Origin of the sequence: Citricoccus muralis (assembly GCF_029637705.1) — a bacterium.
Taxonomy (GTDB): Bacteria; Actinomycetota; Actinomycetes; order Actinomycetales; family Micrococcaceae; genus CmP2.
The window spans coordinates 1,850,891-1,870,818 of the sequence record NZ_CP121252.1; the positions used below are offsets into that span (position 1 = coordinate 1,850,891).

The window sequence follows — 19,928 nt, forward strand, 5'->3', positions numbered from 1 at the left end:
TTCTTTCAGCTACCGGATCTGCTCCCGCCGAACCGCATCACCCCGTTTAAGCTCATCGTCGGAAGTCCGTTGCAGATCACGAAAGCTCTTTCGCGCGAGATTGACGCGCTTTGTGCGGTCATTCGGGTCCCAGTCTGGTTGCTCCTGGCGACGGCGGGGGTAGTACCAGTACCGCCACCACAACCACACCGCTGGCCCAACCAAGGGCAACACGAAAATGGTGGCCACCCAGATCAGGCGACGTTGGGGATCAAGCGGTGATCTCAGCAGCGAAATCAGGGCTACGATCACCAGCACCACTAGTGCCACTCCGACCGCCTGAAGCAGGATTTCCAGACCGGTCGGAATCAAGGGTCCAGGAGCGGTGGCAGCGATCAAAACAGCGCGACCCTGGGTTGGGACGGAAAGAGCTCGTCCAGCTGCTTGCGTTCATCCTCATTGGGAACCCAGCGGACAGCCTGCGCATTCTGCTGAACCTGTTCAATGCGCGTAGCTCCTGCGATCACCGATGAAACGGGTTCCTGTGCGGCCAGCCAACTGAGGGCGAGGTCCACTTCCGTCAACCCTCGCACGCGCGCGAACTCCCCGTAGGCGGCCAGCTGGTCCAAGTCCGCACCGGTCACCATCTCAGTGCGAACGCGCGAGAGACGGGTGCCTTCCGGCGCAACGCCCTGGGAGTACTTACCCGTGAGCAGGCCATTAGCCAACGGGAAGTACGGCAGCACGCCTAGTCCATATGCACGAGCTGCCGGAAGCACCTCAAGTTCCGCTCGCCGATCCAGAAGGTTGTAGTGGTTCTGCGCCGAAATAAAACGTTCTGTGCCCAGCGCGCGGGCCACGTATTCGGCTTCCGCGATTTGATAGCCGGCGCGGTTCGAATGACCGATGTAGCGGACCTTCCCGGACTGCACGAGTGTGTCCAAGGCGGAGAGAGTCTCTTCGATCGGGGTCTGCGGATCAGGAGTGTGAAACTGGTAGAGATCGATCCAATCAGTCCCCAATCGCTTCAGAGACGCTTCGACGGCCTTGATGATGTATCGGCGCGATCCTCGAGCACCCCAGTCAGGCCCGTTGCTGCCCTGCATGTCCATCCCGAACTTGGTGGCTAGCACCACGTCGTCACGGTGACTCCCGAGCGCTGTACCCAAGCGTTCTTCGCTGAGGCCCGGGGTGGATCCATAGATGTCCGCCACGTCGAAGAGGGTAATCCCAGCCTCGAGCGCGGCGCCGACAACCTCGTTCGTTCCGTTTTGGTCTTCGGTGTGTGTGCCGGGACGCCCAAGATTATTGCATCCCAGCCCGACGACGGACACGGTGAGGCCGGAAGTACCAAGGCGGCGATATTGCATGGTCATGGGGTGCGATGTCGCTTTCTTTGAGAAGGCAGTAACTGAGTTCAGCCGCGAGCTACGGTGATTTTCGACAGCTGGACTCCAGCCGTTTTGGCGGCGGCCGGAATCTCGGCCTCAGCCTTCCGCGCGTGCACGGCCGCAATCAGCAGCTCAACCGCGTTGTCGGCCGGTCGGGTCTCCTGTACTTCGCCCAGTCCGCGCCATGCTAGACGGTGAGTCATCTCGGTCTCGAGTTTCCGAAGCAGAGTTTCTTCTACAGATGTGGGCGTGGAACCTTTGAGGCGGTAGCTCACCGTCAAGAGCTGATGGTCATCTTCCGTGAGCTCTCGGTACCCGTCCTCGATGCACTGCGCCGAGAATCCGGCGAGTAGTTCTTCGCCAGCTTCCGAGTCGATGTTGCTCTCAACTTTCGTGGTGCCCGGTTGCCCCACAGCACCGAAGTGAACGACGAACTCGGCAACAGCCTCGTCGTACCAAGCTTCACGATAATCAGTAGCGCGTGCGATCTCTTCAGAGAAACGATACGTGCGGACAATACTCACTGGGGCTCCTGTTCGATGGGTTCGGTCCAGTCTATCCGTCGGCCGGCGCCCCACGCGTCGCCCCGGTGCCGTGGTGGCATTTGATGCCCAACCCTGTGAGCAGAGCCGTGAACTGCATGCCAAGATCAGGCTGTACACGTGCCGCGATCAACGGAAACTGCTCACGTAGAGCTTCGGCCTCTAGGAGGGCATCCGTCCCACTGGCCCAACCGCCGCTGTTCAAGGCGGCACTGCCGAAGAACCACCCCATGATGGCGTCATGCGCGTCGCGGCGACTGATGGTTGCTTCTGCGCATAGCTCCATGACCGTCTCGCTGAGTTGAAAGGCGTGCAGGCCCAACACAGGAGCATGGAACATCAAGGCCAGCGTGCAAGGCTCGGCATAGAGTCGTCGGGACCGTTCCATGAGTTCTCCCAAGGCGCAATGTGCACAGTCGCGCGCGAGCGTATGAGGTTCTAGACGACCTAGCCGATCATCACCCAGTTCATGCCAGAGCTCCCCCAAATTCTTGAAATAGGTGTAGATAGCGTTCGCCGCAATGTCCAGACGTTGAGCGATCATGCGCAACGACACCGATTCGATACGCCCCTTCTCGATCAAAAGCTCATCCGCTGCGCGTTTAATCCGTTCACGATCCAAGTCACCTCGTGGACCTCGTTTGGTCACGTTTCGCCTCCTCGACTCTTGCCAAAGCTTAGACCCCACCTTAGATTGTACAGTGTACAAATCGAATCCGGAGGTCATCATGACTACGTCGATTCCATCCCCGCGTCCAGTGCGCGAATCCATCATCTACATCCTCTGTGCCACCGTGGCTTCAACACTCGTGGCGTCTCCCATGCTCCTCGGATGGTTCACGGGTGAGCTGTCCGGGCTGCTCATTCCCGTCGCGCAGCTGACACCTTTCGCCGTCGGTCTCATCTTCTTTCTGTTCTGGCGGCCCGCTTCCTTCGCGAAAGTATTCGCATTGCGGTGGAACGGCACGTGGTGGGGATTGCTCGTGAGATTCTCCGCCGTGATCGCTATTTCTGCCGTTCAGCTGCTCGTCGGTCTCGTCCTCGGTTGGCAACCGCGCCCGCTGGACACGATCGTGGTTGCGCTCATCGCGGTGATCCCGTTTTTGTTGCTCCAGTCGGCGTTTGCGATCGGGGAAGAATGGGGCTGGCGGGGCTGGCTGGTATCTCGCACCCAGGAGTTGCCGGTGGCCCGGGTGTGCGTGATTTCTTCCGTGGCGTGCGTGGACCGTCTGGCATCTTCCAGCATTGCCTTTAATCCTGCAGGATGCCCCAATGGAGGTTGGCGTCGCGTATTTGGCGTCGATTTTCTCCTGGGCTCCGGCGCTGGTGGTGCTTCGGCTCGTAACCAACTCGGTGTGGCCGGCCGTTTTTGTCCACGGTGGACTCAATAGCCTGAGGGTCTTCATTGTCCAGTCCGTGGCCGAGTCGGGCGGGGTCAATTGGATCGTGGAAGCGCTCGGTTGGATCCTCTGGATCGGAGCTGCCGTGGTGATGTGGAAGCTGGGAAACATGAAGCGGGCCCGAGACTCAGCTCGGGCCCGCTTCAGTAAAGGGTGGTCAGTCGTCGGTCAGCCGATTAGGAAGCCGCGATCTGACGCAGAACGTACTGCAGGATACCGCCGTTGCGGTAGTAGTCGGCCTCACCGGGGGTGTCGATGCGGACGACAGCATCGAACTCGGTGACCTTGCCCTCGGGGTGCGTCGCGGTGACCTTAACGGTCTTCGGCGTCTTGCCCTCGTTCAACACGGTCACACCGGTGAAGTCGAAGGTTTCGGTACCGTCGAGACCCAGGGACTCGGCGTTCTCTCCTGCAGGGAACTGCAGGGGCAGCACGCCCATACCAATGAGGTTGGATCGGTGAATTCGCTCGAACGACTCGGTGATGACGGCGCGCACGCCCAACAGCGCGGTACCCTTAGCAGCCCAGTCACGCGACGAACCGGAACCGTATTCCTTGCCACCGAGCACCACCAGCGGGGTGCCGGCCGCTTGGTAGTTCTGAGCAGCGTCGTAGACGTAGGCCTGCGGTGCGCCGTCCTGCGTGAAGTCGCGGGTGAACCCACCTTCGACGCCGTCCAGCAGCTGGTTCTTGATGCGGATGTTCGCGAAGGTACCGCGGATCATCACCTCGTGATTACCACGACGGGAACCGTAGGAGTTGAAGTCCTTGCGCTCCACACCGTTCTCCAGGAGGTAGCGCCCTGCGGGAGTGTCCGACTTGAAGGAACCGGCCGGGGAGATGTGGTCGGTGGTGACCGAGTCGCCCAGCTTCAGCAGGACGCGTGCGCCCTGAATGTCGGTGACAGGTTCCGGCTGGTGCTTCATGCCCTCGAAGTATGGGGGCTTACGCACGTAGGTCGACTGGTCATCCCACTCGAAGGTCGCACCGGTGGGGGTCTCCAGGGACTGCCAGCGCTCGTCGCCATCGAAGATGGTCCCGTATTCCTTGGTGAACATCTCGGTGTCGATCGAGGCATCAATGATCTTCTGCACCTCGGTCGGGTCCGGCCAGATGTCTTTCAGGTACACGTCGTTGCCGTCAGCGTCCTGGCCCAGAGCATCGTTCTCGAAGTCGAAGTCCATGGTTCCAGCCAAGGCGTAAGCGACCACTAGCGGCGGCGACGCCAAGTAGTTCATCTTCACGTCCGGGTTGATGCGGCCTTCGAAGTTACGGTTACCAGAGAGCACCGAAGTCACCGAAAGGTCGTTGTCCTGGATGGCCTGCGAAATCTCGGACTCCAGTGGACCGGAGTTGCCGATGCAGGTGGTGCAACCGTAGCCGACGACGTTGAAGCCGAGGTCCTCGAGGTACGGGATGAGCCCGGACTTCTCGTAGTACTCGGTAACGACGCGGGAACCGGGAGCAACCGAGGTCTTCACCCATGGCTTGGACTTCAGGCCCTTGTCCACCGCGTTGCGGGCCAGCACAGCAGCGGCCATCATCACGGAGGGGTTGGAGGTGTTGGTGCAGGAGGTGATCGAGGCGATCGAAACGGCACCGTGGTCGAGCTCGAACTCGCGGCCGTCTTCCATGCTGACACCAACCGACTTGGAAGGACGACCTGCGCCCAGTTCGTCGGTGTCGGCGTAGTTGTGGATGTCCTTGCGGAACTGTTCCTTGGAGTCGGAGAGTTCGATGCGGTCCTGAGGACGCTTCGGACCCGAGATGGACGGAACCACGGTGGACAGATCCAGCTCCAGGTACTCGGAGTACTTCACCTCGACCGAAGGATCGTGCCACAGGCCCTGTTCCTTGGTGTAAGCCTCGACCAAGGCCAGGTTCTCTTCGGAGCGTCCGGTCAGGCGCAGGTAGTCGAGGGTGACCTCGTCGATCGGGAACATCGCGGCGGTAGAACCGAACTCGGGCGACATGTTGCCGATGGTCGCGCGGTTCGCCAACGGCACGGAGCCAACGCCTTCACCGTAGAACTCGACGAACTTGCCGACCACGCCGTGCTGACGCAGCATCTCGGTGATGGTGAGCACCACATCGGTGGCTGTAGCGCCGGACGGGATGGAACCGGTGAGCTTGAAGCCAACCACGCGAGGAATCAGCATGGACACCGGCTGGCCGAGCATAGCGGCCTCGGCCTCGATGCCGCCCACACCCCAGCCCAGAACACCCAGGCCGTTGACCATGGTGGTGTGAGAGTCGGTGCCGACACAGGAGTCAGGGTAGGCGCGCAGCACGCCGTCGACCTCGCGGGTCATCACGGTGCGCGCCAGGTACTCGATGTTGACCTGGTGGACGATACCCATGCCCGGAGGCACGACCTTGAAGTCATCGAATGCGGTCTGACCCCAGCGCAGGAACTGGTAGCGTTCGCCGTTGCGCTCGTATTCGATCTCCATGTTGCGCTCAAGGGCGTCAGCGGTGCCAAAGTTGTCGATCTGGACCGAGTGGTCGATGACCAACTCTGCCGGTGCCAGCGGGTTCACTCGCTCCGGGTCACCGCCGAGATCCGCGATGGCCTCGCGCATGGTCGCCAGGTCGACGACACAGGGCACACCGGTGAAGTCCTGCATGATCACGCGAGCGGGGGTGAACTGGATTTCAGTGTTCGGCTCGTCGGCCGGGTTCCACTGTGCCAGTGCCTGGATCTGCTCCTTGGTGACGTTGGCACCATCTTCCGTGCGCAACAAGTTCTCCAGGAGAATCTTCAAGGAGTAAGGAAGGGTCTGATAGCCCTCCACTTCCTTCAGCCGGAAGATCTCGTACTTGGCGCCGTTGACGTCGAGGACGCCCTTGGAACCAAAGCTATCAACAGTCGTCACAGTGGACTCCTCTTCCCGCCCTCATCAGGGCGCTTAGCCTTACGTGCGTGATGACCCGCTACGTCCCCTCAACGCAATGCGCGAGTCAATCGCGGCGTTATCGGTGCGGTGCCGTCTGATCTGTGGGCTCAGAGCACACAGACCAGTGGCCTCCACAACATTCTAACCAGTTTCTGGAGTCATTCTGCGCGCGTGAACACGGCAACTGACTCCATGTGATGTGTGTCGGGATACAGATCGTAGACATCCGCTGAATCCAGCGACCATCCAAGTTCCCCCAGCCACCGCGTGTCGCGGGCGAAGGATGCGGGGTCGCACGAAACGTAGACGATCTTGGTCGGTGCCAGCTGATGAATCCGCTGCACCGCTGCCTTTCCGGCGCCGGAGCGTGGCGGGTCCAATACCACCGTGTCCACGGAACGACCGTCCAAGCCGCCCCGGTTGAGAGGCGCCTCGGAACGATTGATCCACGAGCCGACCACACGGTCCGTGCGGCCGTTCAAGACATAGGCCTGCGGGGTCGAGTGCAGGTTCCTGCGCGCGTCGCGGCTGGCACCAACAGAAGCCTCGACGGACAACACACAACCATCTTCACCCACGGCGTCAGCCAGGAAAGCCGAAAATAGGCCGGCTCCGGCGTAGAGGTCGGCAAGCACTTCTCCTGGTTGGGGCGACGCGGCCGCCATCACGGCGTCCACCAGCGTTGCGGGTGCTTCACGGTGGACCTGCCAGAATCCGGGGCCACTCACGCGGAAGGTCTTGGAGCCGTATTTCGCACTCGCAACGACTTCCTTGACCCAGGTACGTCCACGCAACCGGGTCAATTCGATGGGGCCGCCGAGTTTTTCCGATTCCAAGGCGACCACGGCCGAAACGGATTCGGGATAGGTGGACAGCTGTTTTTTCCACCGCTTCATGCACTCATTGAGCCGAGCGTCTTGTGCGGCTGTGTCCTTCGACGGAATCACGATGATCAGGGCTTCGTCACCCGTCGAGGGGGTGGCTACCTCAACACGATCCGCGCCGGTGAAATCAATATCCCAAAGGTGCAGGTCATCCAGGGCAGATACCGCCAGCGGGATGTTCCGCACGGGAATGGTCGTCATGCTGCGGTGCACGTGCATAGCGATGCGACCGCTGGAGGTCACAGCGAACGCGTTGCGGGTGCGCCAGTGCAGACCCGTCGGTTCGTCGGATTCGAGTCCGCTAACCCCGGCCTCGACCGTTTGCTTGCCAATGCGCGACAATGTGTCTCGGAAGACATGTGCCTTCAGTCGACGCTGATGCTCCAAGACGATGTGGCCGTATTCCGCCCCACCAATGGGTTGACGGCCGGCGTGGTAAGCGCGCAACGAATCCGCGAGCTTCCACTGGTGCGAGCGACGGAATTCCGAGGCTCGGATAATCTCGACGACGTCACCGCGCCAATACCGGGCCTTGTCACCGGTCTCGGTGAGCTGTGCGACGACGATCTCCCCCGGGATCGCGTGGCGCACGAAAATGACCCGTCCTTCGTGTCGTGCGACGCAGTGTCCTCCATGCGCCATAGGTCCGACTTCAACCGTCACCGTCTCAGGTGCTATCACTCCTGTGAGGTCTTCCGGAAGGTCAGCCTGGGCAGCTGACCGGATGGTGCTTGTCATACGCTACTTTCTCCTGCCACAACAACGGAAGGAACGGCATTGCCCAGTGTCTCCCCCACTCCTACACCGTTCCAGTGACAAGTCTACTAGCAGTTGTCCAACCCGAGAATTCGGGGCTTCGCACCCGTCAACTGGAGGGGCTTTGCTCCACTTCAGCCGCCTGTTGGTCCTTCGCCGTGGGTCGGGACACCATCCAAGCCAGCCACAGTGCCATCGCATACAGCGGGATGCCCATCAGCAGTCGCGCAGTGCCCAACGCGACGAACTCCCCAGCGAAGTACAGCGGCAATTGCACAGCTAGTCGCGCCACGAACATGGCAACGATGAACCCCGTGGCCACCTGGTAGCTGCGCCTACGGCGCGGTTGCTGGCGCCAGGCCACACCTTCAGAACGCAGGAATCCGAAAATGAGCCCCATCAGCGGCCATCGCGCGATCATTGAGATGATCATCGCAGCACCATAGATGGCGTTGGTGTAGAAACCGGGAACGAAATAGTCTTCGGCGTCGCCCGTGAACAGTGCGACAGCAACACACAGCACCACACCGGCCAGCCCGGTGAACGCCTGCAGTGGTGACTGGCGTTGGATCAGCCGGGCAATGGCGAATACCACGGCGATGGCGGTGGCGCCGATTCCAGCCGCCCAAATGTCCTCGACGAGAATGAACGCGACGAGGAAGACCGCCGAAGGCAACACCGATTCCACGAGTCCGCGCCAGCCGCCGATCGAGGCCATCAGGTCAAGCTGGCCGTCATCGTTGACGGAGGCGCGCCGACTCAATTGTTCAGCCACGGAGAGCATCTGATCAGGACGCTCGTCGTGGGGCTTGTCCTGGCTCACTAGCGAATCTCGGTGATCTCAGGCCCGCGCTTCGGCATCGGTGCCGCACTCTTCGGGGCAACGGTCTCGGCTTCGCTTTCGGCGTCCGGACGCCGTAGAGGCTTCATGTTGGCCGGTGGGGTCAGCGGCAGCAGCTCTCGCGGCGGCAAGGGGGTCTCACCGCGATGAACGACCAGTTGCGCGAACATGTCCTCCAGCTCAGCAGCTGCTTCGTCACTGAAGGCTGCCTTTCCGCCGAAGACGCCGCGCACAAACCAGCGGGGGCCGTCGACGCCGATAAAGCGAGCCACCCGCCAGCCGGCCTTGCCGTCGGGCATGGCGGCGGGGATGCGGGCGAGCACCTCGGTACCGAAGCGGCCCTCTTTTTCTCCGGCCTGAGCGCCGTCATTCTTCTTGATGGACTCGACAATTTCGGCGCGGATCTCATCCCACAGTCCGGAGGTTCGAGGCGCGGCGAAGGCCTGCACCTGCAAGGTCGACTGATTCGAGGTCAGCGTGACTCCGATGATCCGCTTGCTCGATTCTTCGACGTCCAGACGCACCGGCACTTGGGCGCGCACCGGAACCTTCAGCGCACCGAGGTCGAGCAGACCTTTGACGTCGGGACGGGTGCTGCGGTCGAACGGACCCTCCTGTGCCGGAGTCTCGGCCGTGTCTTCCGTCTCCTGCAGGTGACGCAGGTTCTCAGGCAGAGACACCGTCTCAGCTTTCACATGGCGATTTCGCCCGAAGAGCATGGCGTGATTCTCCCGTTTCTGTGGTGCATTCGCTCGCGATAGTCGTTGCCCAGCCTAATACAGGGCGTTGAGCACTCCCTGGCCGAGGCTTTAGCTGGTGACGAAACCGCCGGTCGATCCGAAACCGCCGTCGCCGCGCACCGACTCCGAGAGTTCCTCAACCGGAGTGAAGGAGGCTTGGAGCACCGGCTGGATCACCAGCTGGGCGATGCGATCGCCGCGGCGCAGGGTAATGGCCTCGTTGCGGTCCGTGTTCAGCAGCGGCACTTTGATTTCACCACGGTATCCGGCGTCAATAGTGCCCGGAGAATTCACCAAGCTCAGCCCGTGACGCACGGCCAGCCCGGAACGAGGATGAATCAGCCCGACCAGACCTTCCGGGAGGGCGATCGCAATACCGGTGGGCACCAGGGCGCGCTCCCCCGGTGCCAAGACCACGTCAACGGTGGTGCGCAGGTCAGCACCGGCATCACCGGGCAGGGCATAGCTGGGCGGCTCGATTCCGTCGTCCAGCATCTTCAGCTCCACGTGCACCTTTTCCATTTCGGGCCTCTCTTGCATCCACTCTCGTCTCGGCGACTGACTGCCAAGCTTTCCGGTCAACCGTGGACACTCTATCGCCTCTGCTGGCCGCCTCCGGCTTCCATCGAGACTCGATGCGCGGTAGGACACCGTCGATGTGGGAACCTAGTGTTATGACAGATTCGACTCCTCCTGCATCCTCGCAGCCCACCGGCGAGCTCTTCGTGGAGCGGCTTTGGCCTTCGTGGTGGCTGTGGATCGTGGCCCTGATGTTCGCGGGTCTCAGCTACATGGTGCTCGCACCCGTGGGCGTGGCCTGGGGTATCGGCGCCGCGGTGGGAATGTACCTGCTGTGCACCATCATCCTCATCGCCACCACCCCGAAGATTGTGGTCACCGAGACTACCTTGCAGGTGGGCCGCGCCGGGATCGAGCGGGAGCATCTGGGGCCGGTGACCGGTTACCGCGGCGACGACGCCACCTACCAGCGCGGACCGGGCCTGCATGGGCTGGCTTTCCTCTGCTTGCGGGGCTGGATTTCTCCGGTGGTGCGCATCCAGATCACTGACCGTCGAGACCGGACCCCGTACTGGTTGACCTCGACGCGGCGTCCCGAGGAACTGGTAGCCGCCCTGAACGGTGCCATGTTTGCCGACGTGGTCGCCGACGTCGACGCCGAACCGGACGAGAACGACATTGAGGGCCGGATTCGCCGCGAGCTGAACGAACATCACGAATACTGAGCACCTCATACCGCAAAACAACGCTAGGGCGCTTCCTCACCATTGAGGAAGCGCCCTAGCGTTTCTTCTGATCTTGGACGAGCGACCGAGGAGGCTCAGCCTTCGCAGTCGGTGCAGTACAGCAGCCCGCCCTCTTCTTTCGCTACCTGCGAACGGTGACGCACCAGGAAGCAGGAGGCGCAGGTGAATTCGTCAGCCTGGGCCGGTAGCACGCGCACCTGCAGTTCTTCGTCGGAAAGGTCCGCGCCGGGAAGCTCAAACCCTTCGGCGGCTTCGGCCTCGTCTTCATCCACCACGGCCGACTGCGTATCGGTCCGGCGCGTCTTCAACTCTTCAATGGAGTCCTCGCGGATCTCGTCTTCGTTCTTGCGTGGGGCATCATAATCGGTCGCCATTGTTTTCCCGCTCCGCTCGGTCAGCATGTGAATGGTGAGCACCTTCGCAACAACGGGTCAGTCCCCGGAATTCCCAGTGCTCGACGGCGTGAAGAATCAGCGTGTCCCGCGCTCCGTCGCCGCATGTTTCGCTGAGATTTTTCCCTAACCGCTCTGAAAACACAAATCAGGTCCTTCGAGGATCTGTCACACAAAGACCGAGAGTATCTCCAGAGGTTTTCTCACGAGGATCCTCGGCTAATCGGCGACGCACCGCGGCACAGCAATGCACCTGACATAGAATCATGGCAAAGTTCACCCTGAAAGCCATTGGAAAGCGGAGGCACGGCATGGACACACCCCAGCAGCAGCTACGTCTTGTCGGGGTGCACGAGGACGGCGAACATCTTCTGCTCTCGGACCCGCAGGGCACCGAATTCACCCTGGAGATCACCGACGCGTTGCGCGCAGCGGCAACCCGCCCCATTGGGCGTCCGTCTGCCGCAGCTGCAGATGATGCAGCCACGGTGCTGTCACCCAAGGACATTCAGGCAAAGATCCGTGCCGGTGCCACGGCCGAGCAGCTGGCCGATTCCCATGGGCTCGACCCGGCCCGGTTGCGCACGTACGAGGCGCCCGTGCTCGCTGAGCGCGGCTGGATCGCCACGCAGGCCCAGGGTATTGAGGTGTCCTCCCCTCAGCCCGGCAATGATCTCTACCGGTCGGTGTTCGGTGACGACCCCGCCGCACTGGGTCCGATGGTCCGCCACCGGCTCACGGCGCTGGGTTTTGATGCCAGCACCTTGCAGTGGAACGCCTGGCGCGAAGAGGGTGAAACCTCCTGGACGATCTCGGCCGAGTTCTCCACGGAGGGCGGCCGCGCCGACATCGGCGATCACCCCCCGGCGCTGTGGAGTTTCCGCCCGGCCTCGAAGCAGGTAGGCAATCTCAACCGGTGGGCACAAGTGCTCTCGGAACTGGAATCGGACTCCCCCTTCGGCACCCGCCGACTGTCGGCGGTCACCGATCATCCCTTCGACTTCGATGCTGCCCCGGCCCGGGAGCCGGAGAAACCTGCTGGTCCCCGTCCCGCCGTCGACCCTGAGGCGCAGGAAGAATTGCTCGACGTATTGCATGCCCGGCGCGGTCAGCGACTCGGCGTGGATGAAGAGGGCGACGACGAGCTAGCACTGATGTTGACCCGCGAGGAGCACCCCTCCACGTGGACGCGACCGCAGCTGGTCGTGACCCCGAACGACGCCGCTGATAACGGCGATTCCTCCGAATCCTCGGGCGCCGCAGACCAGCCTGAGACTGACGACGCGGTGCCGGCTGAAGACGAGCACGTTGCTGGCACGGAGGCGGGCGATCAACACACAGAGCAGGACTCCGCGACCTGGATTCCGCGTCTGCACTCTCACACCTCGCTGAAAACGGAACAATACGAGGTGAGCTCGGAAGAGATCGAGGGGCAGACTGATGCCTTCGAGGGACTTTCCGAGGACGAGACCGGTCAGGCGTTGAAGTCTGAGCGGTCCTCCCGGGTGAAGAACCGTAAAAACCGTCCGAGCGTGCCCAGTTGGGATGAGATCATGTTTGGCACCAAGTCCGACTGATCCCAAGACCATCATCGGTTCACGAGGCCAGGCGCAGTAGCGGCACCTCGCGCTCTGCCTTCGTGGGTGCCCCGTGGTGGCCCACCATCTCGAACGCCCCCGGTTGCACACGGCGCCCGTCATAGAGCGCCAGTGGCTCGAACGGTGCCACGATCAGCTCTCCCACCCGCGGCAGCACGCGCGGATCCACCGGACCGAACCATCCCGCGTCCACCGCTTCGGCCCGGGTGAGCACCCAGGCACGGTCACCGTAGGCCCTCCCCCAGGACCGCCGGGTGGACTCGCGAACGGCGTCGCTGGCGTCGTCGGCGAAATGGAGCTGCACAAACCGTGGCTCGCCGGCGGTGAACTGCACCCCGTCGATGAGCCGCGGTTCCAACGAGTAGTCGATGCGGTGCGCCTCGGGTACGTCAATCATCCCGTGGTCGCCGGTGGCCAACAGGCCCGTGCCCGAGGGTAACTGCGCCGCCAGACGACGAGCCGCCGAGTCCAGTTCCTCGAGCACCTCCAGCCAAGCTTCAGAGCCTGGACCGGCAGCGTGACCGATCTTGTCCAGCTCATTAACGTAAAGATAGATCAACCGTCCGGGGTCTTGGGCTTCGCGTCGAGCGGCGGAGAAGCGGTCGGCCAATGATTTGGCGGGCACAAAGCGGCTCCCCGTCAGTGCCGCGCGGGTCAGCCCCGAGGCGGCGAAATTCGGCCGGGACACCGTGACCGGTTCGATTCCGAGTTCGGCTAGCCGCGTAAACACGGTGGGGTGCGGTTGCCAGAGCTCAGGAACCGTTCCGGGGTCCCAGCCGCCGAGCTGGTTCACCACCACCCCGCGATCCGGGTCGAGGACGTCGTAACCGATGAGCCCGTGTTGGCCGGGCGCCAGGCCGGTGCCCAGGGTAGCCAGGGAGGCGGCCGTCGTCGTGGGAAACGCGGAGGACAGCGTGTCTCGTGCGGCCGAGGAAAGGAACGGGGCGTGACCGGCGTAGCGTTTCAGCAGGGCGGAACCGAGCCCGTCGATCATCAACAGGCAGGTGGTCTTCACTTTCGGTAGGCGCAGAGTGTTGGGCAGAGCGGCACCGAGGCTGGCCCCCATGGAGGGTAGCACGGCAGCAAGGGACCGGCTCGGGTAGGCAGGGCCGACGGGGACGGGCTGACTCATCGACCTGCCCACTGCACCGCGGCACGCCGCAGGGCACGGGAGAATGTGAGCGCCTGGTTGACCGCGGCCTGGCCTTCCGCTTCGGCGGCGACCCGCAGGGTGAGGTCTTCGCGCGAGGCGGTGCCAGTGTAGCCGTGGTCGGCGGTGCACTCGGGGTCCGCGCAGCCAGCCGGAGCCAGGTCGAGGCGCTGGCCACCCGCCCAGGTCACGGCCAGGGTGACCTCGGCGACCGCATCATTCGGGCGGTGCCGGTGAGGCTCATCATGCTGGGTGGTGAGCACCACGGAGTCCAGGCGTCGCAGCGGGATCAGCTCGGTGGCGACCTGGGCGCGCATCCGGTGTCCGGCGTCGTCGAGGGGGAAATCCGAGAGATGCACGGCGGCGAGCACGTCCTCGGTTAGCGCGAGCACGGTGATGTGCCGGTGCACGTCGTCGTAGTCGAAATGGGTGTCCACGTGCACCAGATGCTCGATGACGGCGCGCCCGTCCAGTTCCTCGCGCAACGCGTTAGCCACCAGCTGCGGGTAGAAACCGGTGCGCTCCAGGGCAGCGCTGAGTTGAGCCGTCGCATCAGGGTGTCGAGTCATGCTCACCATGGTAGCGGGCACCCCGGGGTCAGGAATCGCGCATGGCGCGGCGCGCGGAATCGGTGCGCTGCGCGGCATTGGCGACGTCGATCTCGGCTTGCAGCACAGTCACCGTCGATTCCGAGGCCAGCACCGGGTTGAACCGCATCCGCGCGACCTGCGGCAGGTCGTCTTTGAGTGCCACTATGCGGGCCAGCAGGTCCTTGAGCGCCTCGGCGTCCACCGCCGGCATGCCGGAGTGACCGAAGAGCCGGGCTGCGGCCCGCGGGGTGCGGATCATGTTTTCGAGATCCTGGTCCGTCAGCGGCGGCACCATGTGTACCCAGTCGTCCAGCAGCTCGACGGCATCTCCAGAGAGACCGAAGGACACCACCGGGCCCAGCAGCGGGTCTTCCAGGGCGGTCACGGTGCAGCCTTGGCCGGTCGGCGCCATGGTCTGGATTTCCAACTGGGGATCCCCATAGGGCGCCAGCACGGTGCGCATATGCCAGATGTTGTGACGCAGCGATTCCTCGTCCGGGATGTTGAGCCGGACCCCGCCCAAATCGAGGCGGTGGCGCAGGAATGAATCCACGGCTTTGATGGCCACGGGCCAGCCGAGCTCGTCGGCGGCGGCCACGGCCTCGTCGTCGGTGTCGAAGCTGCGCGACCCCAGAACGGAGATGCCATAACAGTCCAACAACTCCTGGGTTTGGGCGGGGTTCAGGCGCAGCAGGTCGGTACCTTGGACCCCGGCGACCCAGCCCGCGACCAGGGTCTCGGCCCGCTCTCGGTCGACGTCGGTGAGGTCGACCACGGTGCCGTGTTCGGCGTCTCGCCAGGCCCGATAGCGCACCAGCTTGGAGAGCATGGCGGCGGCTTGGCTCGGATTAGCGAAGACGGGCACCCCGGTTTGGAGCTGCACGGCGGCGGTGGCTGGGTCTGTTTCTGGCTCCGGGTCTGAGTCGGTTTCGGGCGCAGCGGGCAGGTCGGTGCGGTCGAGTACCCGCTCACCGCGGTCGGCGCCGGCGATCCCGGAAATACGGAACTCGTCGTCGAGCACCGCGGTGAAGGACGTCACCACCGTCACGGCCGAGTCTTCGCTGGCTTCGGCGATGGCTTCGGCCAGATCCGTGGTCTGGCCGGGCAGCTGATGCATCCCCGACTGGACGACGACGACCAGCCCGTCGATCTGCTGTGATTCCACGGCATCGCGTACGGCTCGTGTGAAGGAGCGAATGGCCTCGTCGACGGTGTGTCCGGCGTCGAGGGCGTCGATCAGATCCACCCGGGTGACTTTCATCCCCTGGCGCTGAGCGGCGTCGATGACGAGACGGTTCATCGCCTCCGCATTGCCCAACACGCCGATGCGCTCACCAGCCGGAATCGGTTGGCAGGCCAGCACCTGCAGCAGGTCCATCAGATCCGAGTGGTTGTCCACCTGAATCACCCCGGCCTGGTCCAACATGGAGTTCACCGTGGCGGGCGGGGCTTGGGTGGTGCGAGTAGAGTGCCCGGGAGGGAGTCGGCGTCCCATGGCGTTGGAGCGGGAGACGATCACCGGCTTGGAACGGGAGAGCCGGCGCACGATGCGGCTGAATTTACGCGGGTTGCCGAAGGACTCCAGGTACACCCCCACCGCCGCCGAGGAGGCGTCGTCCTCGAAGTACTGCATGGCGTCGTTGCCGGACACGTCGGCGCGGTGTCCAGCGGAAATCATGGCGGTGAGTCCCAGCCCGCGGCGATGAGCCGCAGCGAACAGGGTGGCGCCGATGGCAGCCGACTGAGAAAAAACACCGATGGGGCCGCGGGCGGGCATGAACGGTGCCACTGAGGCGTTGAGGCGAGTGGCCGGGTCGGTATTGATCACCCCGGCGGAGGCGGGGCCAATCACGCGCATCCCCTGGCTGCGAGCAGCACCCACCAGCCGGCTTTGCAGCGCCAAAGATTCTTCGGAGCCGTCGAACACTTCGGTGACCACCAGTAGCCCGCGCACATTGTTGCGCGCACAATCCTCGATGACAACTTCCATGCGTTCCACCGGCACCGCAATGACAGCCAGATCGATCTGCTCGGGCACTTCCTCCAGGGATCCGAGGGAAATCATCCCGGCTAGCTCCATCGCTTCGGGATTGATCCCGTAGACGGAGCCGGTGAATCCACCCTCGATGATGTTCTCCAGCAGCGCGTACCCCACGGACCCCCAGCTGCGAGAGGCACCAATGACGGCAATGGAGCGGGGGTTCAGCAGCTCGCGAACCGATTTGGCCTCGGCACGGTGCTCGCGGGATTCCATCACGGCGCGCACCTTATCCGTGGGATGGATGGAGAATTCGACCACCACGACGCCGTCGTCGAATTTTCGCGACACTTCGAATCCGGATTCTTGGAACACGGAGAGCATCTTGCGGTTTTCGGGCAGCACCTCGGCCGAGAAGCGACGGATCCCATTCTCCCGGGCGGCCGCCGCCAGGTGTTCCATCAGGATCGACCCGATGCCGCGGCCCTGATGTGCGTCGGCAATATTGAATGCGACCTCGGCTTCCAGCGGATCATCGAGGCGGTCATAGCGGCCGATACCCAGAATTTCAGCGCCGCGCAAGATCACCAGTGCCACCCGATCCACATAGTCCACGACGGTGAATCGCTGCAGTTCCTTCGCCGTCAGCGAGGACTTGTAGGTAAAGTAACGCAGGTAGATCGAGCTCTGTGATTGTCCGGCATGCATGCGCTGCACCGCCTCGGCGTCATCCGGCGTTATGGGCCGCAGGCGCGCGGTGGCACCATCGCGCAGGACGACATCGGCTTCCCAATGCGCCGGATATTCACGGTTTTGAGTCTGCTCAGCCATATGATCAGCCTAAACGCTCATCAGCCCCAGAGATAGCAAACACCGAAGAGGATCATGGCACGCACGTCGAAGAACCGCTCACAGGCTTCCTCCGCGGCAGCACCGGAGATGGTGCCGCTGGACGAGCAGAACATTCTCGACGTCGACGTCTCCTCGGAGATGGAGACCTCTTTTCTGGAGTACGCCTACTCGGTGATCTACTCCCGCGCGCTGCCGGACGCCCGCGATGGGCTCAAGCCGGTACAGCGCCGCATTCTCTACATGATGGCGCAGATGGGCCTGCGCCCGGACAAGGGTCATGTGAAGTCCGCCCGCGTGGTGGGAGAGGTGATGGGTAAGTTGCACCCGCACGGCGACTCGGCGATTTACGACGCAATGGTGCGTCTGGCTCAGCCGTTCTCGTTGCGGCTGCCGCTGGTGGACGGCCACGGCAACTTCGGCTCTCTCGACGACGGACCGGCCGCCCCACGGTATACCGAGGCACGCATGGCTCCCGCCGCGATCGCGATGACGGCGGACCTGGATGAAGACGTCGTCGATTTCATCCCCAACTACGACAACAAGTTCACTCAGCCTGAAGTACTGCCCGCGGCTTTCCCTCAGTTGTTGGTGAACGGCGCCTCCGGTATCGCCGTCGGTATGGCCACCAATATGGCCCCGCACAATCTGCGCGAGACCATCAACGCGGCCCGGCACCTGATTGCCCACCCGGATGCCACCCTGGACGACCTGATGGAACATGTTCCGGGCCCGGATCTGCCCTCGGGCGGGCGCATCGTGGGGATGCAGGGCATCCGTGACGCCTACGCCACCGGACGAGGCTCCTTCAAGATGAGAGCCAACGTCTCCGTCGAGCAGGTCTCCCCGCGCAAGACCGGCCTGGTGGTCACTGCCTTGCCCTATGGGGTGGGCCCGGAGAAGGTGATCGAGAAGCTCAAGGACGCCGTGAATGCCAAGAAGGTCTCCGGCATTGCCGACGTGCTGGACCTCACGGACCGCAAAAACGGCCTGAAGATGGTCATCGAGCTGAAGTCCGGCTTCAATCCGCAGGCCGTGCTGGCCCAGCTCTACAAGTTCACCCCGCTGGAGGAGTCCTTCGGCATTAATAACGTGGCCCTCGTGGAGGGGCAACCGCGCACCCTGGGGTTGCGCGAGTTGCTCGAGGTCTACGTCGAGCACCGGATCTCGGTGGTGCGCCGCCGCACGGCGTTTCGGCTGAAAAAGAAGCAGGATCGACTACACCTGGTTGAGGGCCTGTTGCTGGCTCTGGTGGACATCGACGAGGTCATCGAGATCATCCGGTCCTCCGACGACACTGCCGCGGCACGCCAGCGATTAATGATGGTGTTCGACCTGACCGAGATTCAGGCGAATCACATTCTTGAGCTGCGGCTGCGTCAGCTCACCCGGTTCTCTCGGATCGAGCTGGAAGCGGAGCAAGATGAACTCAAGCGCGCCATTGCCGAGCTGGAAGCCATTCTTGCTTCGGATGAGCTGCTGCGCACCACGGTCTCCGATGAGCTCGCCGAGGTGGCTGAGCTGCACGGTGACGACCGGCGGACCCAGTTGCTCGAGGCGGAAAACCTGGCACCGCTGCCCACCCCGGCTGCAACGGCGAAAGCCAAAGCTGCCGGCCAGGACACCATGATGGTGGCCGATGACCCGTGCTGGGTGCTGCTGTCGACCTCCGGCCAACTGGTGCGCACTCGCGATCGGACTCCCCTGACCGGCCACGGGCGGCGTCAACGCCACGATGCCTACCGGTCCATCGTCGCCACCACCGCACGCGGTGAAGTGGGCGCGCTGATGTCCTCGGGACGGATCCAGCGGATCAATGTGGTGGACGTGCCCAGCCTGGCCGAACCCACCGAATCCCCGAATCTGGCCTCCGGAGTGGCGGTCAAGGACTTCGTCACGCTGCAACGCGGCGAGACGCTGGTGGCCATCGTACCCCTGAATACCGTGCTCGCACTCGGCACCCGCGCCGGTGTGGTCAAGCGTGTCCGCCCGGACTGGCCCCTGAATGCGGATGAATTCGACGCCATCGCTCTTAAGGGCAAGGACGAGGTGGTGGGCGCGGCCGCGGCCGATGACGACTCCCAGCTGGTGTTCATCACCACGGGCGCTCAGTTGTTGCGATTCTCGGCCTCCGCGGTGCGGCCTCAGGGGCGCACCGGCGGCGGGGTGGCCGGGATCAAGCTCGGCGCCGACGACCAGGTGCTGTCCTTCTCGGTGGCTCCCGACCACACAGTCACCGACGATCTGGACACCACAGCATTGGCTGTGGTGGTGACTGTCACGGCGGGCGAGGAAGACCTGATCAGTTCTGCGGGCTCCGCAAAGGTGACTCCGCTTGCCGAGTATCCTGCCAAGGGTCGCGCTACCGGTGGTGTCCGGGGGCACCGATTGCTGAAGGGCGAATCCGGGCTGCGCACCGCCTGGGCTGGTCCGAGTCCGGCATTGGCCGCCTCCGAGAAGGGCGTAGCCCGCACGCTCCCGCTGGAGTTCGGCCGTCGCGACGGCTCGGGCATCCCGCTGGACAACGGCATCGACGTCGTGGGGCTGGGCGCAAGCCCTACGTCCGCGGCTGCACGGGCGGCCGCGGATGCTGATGAGAGCATCGAACCGGCATCATCAGCACCGGTGCATGACGACGACGGTCCCGTCCAGGGCTCACTGCTCGACGGCTGAGTC

Annotated in this window: 17 protein-coding genes; 4 read left to right on the plus strand and 13 right to left on the minus strand. The window is 63.4% G+C overall.

What is annotated here, in order from left to right:
• Window positions 1-9: 9 nt before the first annotated feature.
• The 4 genes from P8192_RS08460 to P8192_RS08475 are packed head-to-tail and all read right to left on the minus strand — an operon-like array spanning window position 10 to window position 2,561.
• Window positions 10-378 (minus strand): PLD nuclease N-terminal domain-containing protein, encoded by a 369-nt coding sequence (locus P8192_RS08460; RefSeq protein ID WP_278156170.1) that lies wholly within the window; start codon window positions 376-378, stop codon window positions 10-12.
• Window positions 375-1,349 (minus strand): aldo/keto reductase, encoded by a 975-nt coding sequence (locus tag P8192_RS08465; RefSeq protein ID WP_431521176.1) that lies wholly within the window; start codon window positions 1,347-1,349, stop codon window positions 375-377. Before P8192_RS08465 ends, P8192_RS08460 begins: the two co-directional genes overlap by 4 nt.
• Window positions 1,350-1,396: 47 nt before the next feature.
• Complete coding sequence (locus P8192_RS08470; protein ID WP_270105111.1) at window positions 1,397-1,894, minus strand: hypothetical protein; 498 nt, start codon at window positions 1,892-1,894, stop codon at window positions 1,397-1,399.
• A gap of 31 nt (window positions 1,895-1,925) precedes the next feature.
• On the minus strand, window positions 1,926-2,561 hold the full coding sequence (locus P8192_RS08475; protein ID WP_278156174.1) for a TetR/AcrR family transcriptional regulator: 636 nt from the start codon (window positions 2,559-2,561) through the stop codon (window positions 1,926-1,928).
• 79 nt (window positions 2,562-2,640) lie between these two features.
• Between P8192_RS08475 and P8192_RS08480 the strand changes: the two genes are divergently transcribed.
• Window positions 2,641-3,303, plus strand: coding sequence for a hypothetical protein (locus tag P8192_RS08480; RefSeq protein ID WP_278156176.1), 663 nt, complete (start codon window positions 2,641-2,643; stop codon window positions 3,301-3,303).
• 185 nt (window positions 3,304-3,488) lie between these two features.
• Here P8192_RS08480 and acnA read toward each other — a convergent pair whose 3' ends face one another.
• The 5 genes from acnA to dut all read right to left on the minus strand — a co-directional run bounded on the left by acnA (window position 3,489) and on the right by dut (window position 9,970).
• On the minus strand, window positions 3,489-6,188 hold the full coding sequence (acnA, locus tag P8192_RS08485; protein WP_278156178.1) for an aconitate hydratase AcnA: 2,700 nt from the start codon (window positions 6,186-6,188) through the stop codon (window positions 3,489-3,491).
• A gap of 179 nt (window positions 6,189-6,367) precedes the next feature.
• The gene (locus tag P8192_RS08490) at window positions 6,368-7,831 is read right to left on the minus strand and encodes a class I SAM-dependent RNA methyltransferase (RefSeq protein WP_270105106.1); all 1,464 of its coding nucleotides are present in this window, start codon (window positions 7,829-7,831) and stop codon (window positions 6,368-6,370) included.
• A 127-nt stretch (window positions 7,832-7,958) separates the two neighbouring features.
• Window positions 7,959-8,672 (minus strand): DUF3159 domain-containing protein, encoded by a 714-nt coding sequence (locus P8192_RS08495; protein WP_278156180.1) that lies wholly within the window; start codon window positions 8,670-8,672, stop codon window positions 7,959-7,961.
• A complete protein-coding gene (locus P8192_RS08500; RefSeq protein ID WP_278156182.1) occupies window positions 8,672-9,409 on the minus strand; it encodes a DUF3710 domain-containing protein in 738 nt (245 codons plus the stop codon). The genes P8192_RS08495 and P8192_RS08500 overlap by 1 nt, the downstream gene beginning before the upstream one ends.
• A gap of 90 nt (window positions 9,410-9,499) precedes the next feature.
• Window positions 9,500-9,970, minus strand: coding sequence for a dUTP diphosphatase (dut, locus tag P8192_RS08505; RefSeq protein WP_278156184.1), 471 nt, complete (start codon window positions 9,968-9,970; stop codon window positions 9,500-9,502).
• Window positions 9,971-10,104: 134 nt separating this feature from the next.
• Here dut and P8192_RS08510 point away from each other — a divergent pair, with 134 nt between their 5' ends.
• Complete coding sequence (locus P8192_RS08510; RefSeq protein WP_333481981.1) at window positions 10,105-10,674, plus strand: DUF3093 domain-containing protein; 570 nt, start codon at window positions 10,105-10,107, stop codon at window positions 10,672-10,674.
• A gap of 95 nt (window positions 10,675-10,769) precedes the next feature.
• Here the strand turns inward: P8192_RS08510 and P8192_RS08515 are convergent, their stop codons facing one another.
• Entirely contained in the window at window positions 10,770-11,069 is a 300-nt protein-coding gene (locus P8192_RS08515; protein ID WP_270107558.1) for a DUF4193 domain-containing protein, read from the minus strand.
• Between the two features lie 329 nt (window positions 11,070-11,398).
• On the opposite strand from P8192_RS08515, the gene sepH reads away from it, so the two are divergent.
• Window positions 11,399-12,664, plus strand: a complete 1,266-nt coding sequence (sepH, locus tag P8192_RS08520) for a septation protein SepH (protein ID WP_278156186.1) — start codon at window positions 11,399-11,401, stop codon at window positions 12,662-12,664.
• 19 nt (window positions 12,665-12,683) lie between these two features.
• On the opposite strand, the gene P8192_RS08525 is transcribed toward sepH, so the two are convergent.
• Genes P8192_RS08525 through P8192_RS08535 form a run of 3 tightly spaced genes read right to left on the minus strand, consistent with a single transcriptional unit; the run spans window position 12,684 to window position 17,234 of the window.
• Window positions 12,684-13,817, minus strand: a complete 1,134-nt coding sequence (locus tag P8192_RS08525; RefSeq protein WP_278156188.1) for an alkaline phosphatase family protein — start codon at window positions 13,815-13,817, stop codon at window positions 12,684-12,686.
• Window positions 13,814-14,404 (minus strand): DUF5998 family protein, encoded by a 591-nt coding sequence (locus P8192_RS08530; protein WP_270105100.1) that lies wholly within the window; start codon window positions 14,402-14,404, stop codon window positions 13,814-13,816. Before P8192_RS08530 ends, P8192_RS08525 begins: the two co-directional genes overlap by 4 nt.
• Window positions 14,405-14,432: 28 nt before the next feature.
• Window positions 14,433-17,234 carry a GNAT family N-acetyltransferase gene (locus P8192_RS08535; RefSeq protein ID WP_278156191.1) on the minus strand — a complete coding sequence of 934 codons (2,802 nt, stop codon included), beginning with the start codon at window positions 17,232-17,234 and terminating at the stop codon, window positions 14,433-14,435.
• A 54-nt stretch (window positions 17,235-17,288) separates the two neighbouring features.
• Between P8192_RS08535 and P8192_RS08540 the strand changes: the two genes are divergently transcribed.
• Window positions 17,289-19,925, plus strand: a complete 2,637-nt coding sequence (locus tag P8192_RS08540; RefSeq protein WP_431521097.1) for a DNA gyrase/topoisomerase IV subunit A — start codon at window positions 17,289-17,291, stop codon at window positions 19,923-19,925.
• Window positions 19,926-19,928 lie beyond the last annotated feature (3 nt).

Coding starts and splice junctions, on each gene's coding strand:
- P8192_RS08490 (WP_270105106.1), bottom strand. CDS start 7,831: ATGACAAGCACCATCCGGTCAGCTGCCCAGGCTGACCTTCCGGAAGAC.
- P8192_RS08540 (WP_431521097.1), top strand. CDS start 17,289: ATGGCACGCACGTCGAAGAACCGCTCACAGGCTTCCTCCGCGGCAGCA.
- P8192_RS08465 (WP_431521176.1), bottom strand. CDS start 1,349: ATGCAATATCGCCGCCTTGGTACTTCCGGCCTCACCGTGTCCGTCGTC.
- P8192_RS08510 (WP_333481981.1), top strand. CDS start 10,105: ATGACAGATTCGACTCCTCCTGCATCCTCGCAGCCCACCGGCGAGCTC.
- P8192_RS08525 (WP_278156188.1), bottom strand. CDS start 13,817: ATGAGTCAGCCCGTCCCCGTCGGCCCTGCCTACCCGAGCCGGTCCCTT.
- P8192_RS08530 (WP_270105100.1), bottom strand. CDS start 14,404: ATGACTCGACACCCTGATGCGACGGCTCAACTCAGCGCTGCCCTGGAG.
- P8192_RS08535 (WP_278156191.1), bottom strand. CDS start 17,234: ATGGCTGAGCAGACTCAAAACCGTGAATATCCGGCGCATTGGGAAGCC.
- P8192_RS08480 (WP_278156176.1), top strand. CDS start 2,641: ATGACTACGTCGATTCCATCCCCGCGTCCAGTGCGCGAATCCATCATC.
- P8192_RS08515 (WP_270107558.1), bottom strand. CDS start 11,069: ATGGCGACCGATTATGATGCCCCACGCAAGAACGAAGACGAGATCCGC.
- P8192_RS08500 (WP_278156182.1), bottom strand. CDS start 9,409: ATGCTCTTCGGGCGAAATCGCCATGTGAAAGCTGAGACGGTGTCTCTG.
- dut (WP_278156184.1), bottom strand. CDS start 9,970: ATGCAAGAGAGGCCCGAAATGGAAAAGGTGCACGTGGAGCTGAAGATG.
- sepH (WP_278156186.1), top strand. CDS start 11,399: ATGGACACACCCCAGCAGCAGCTACGTCTTGTCGGGGTGCACGAGGAC.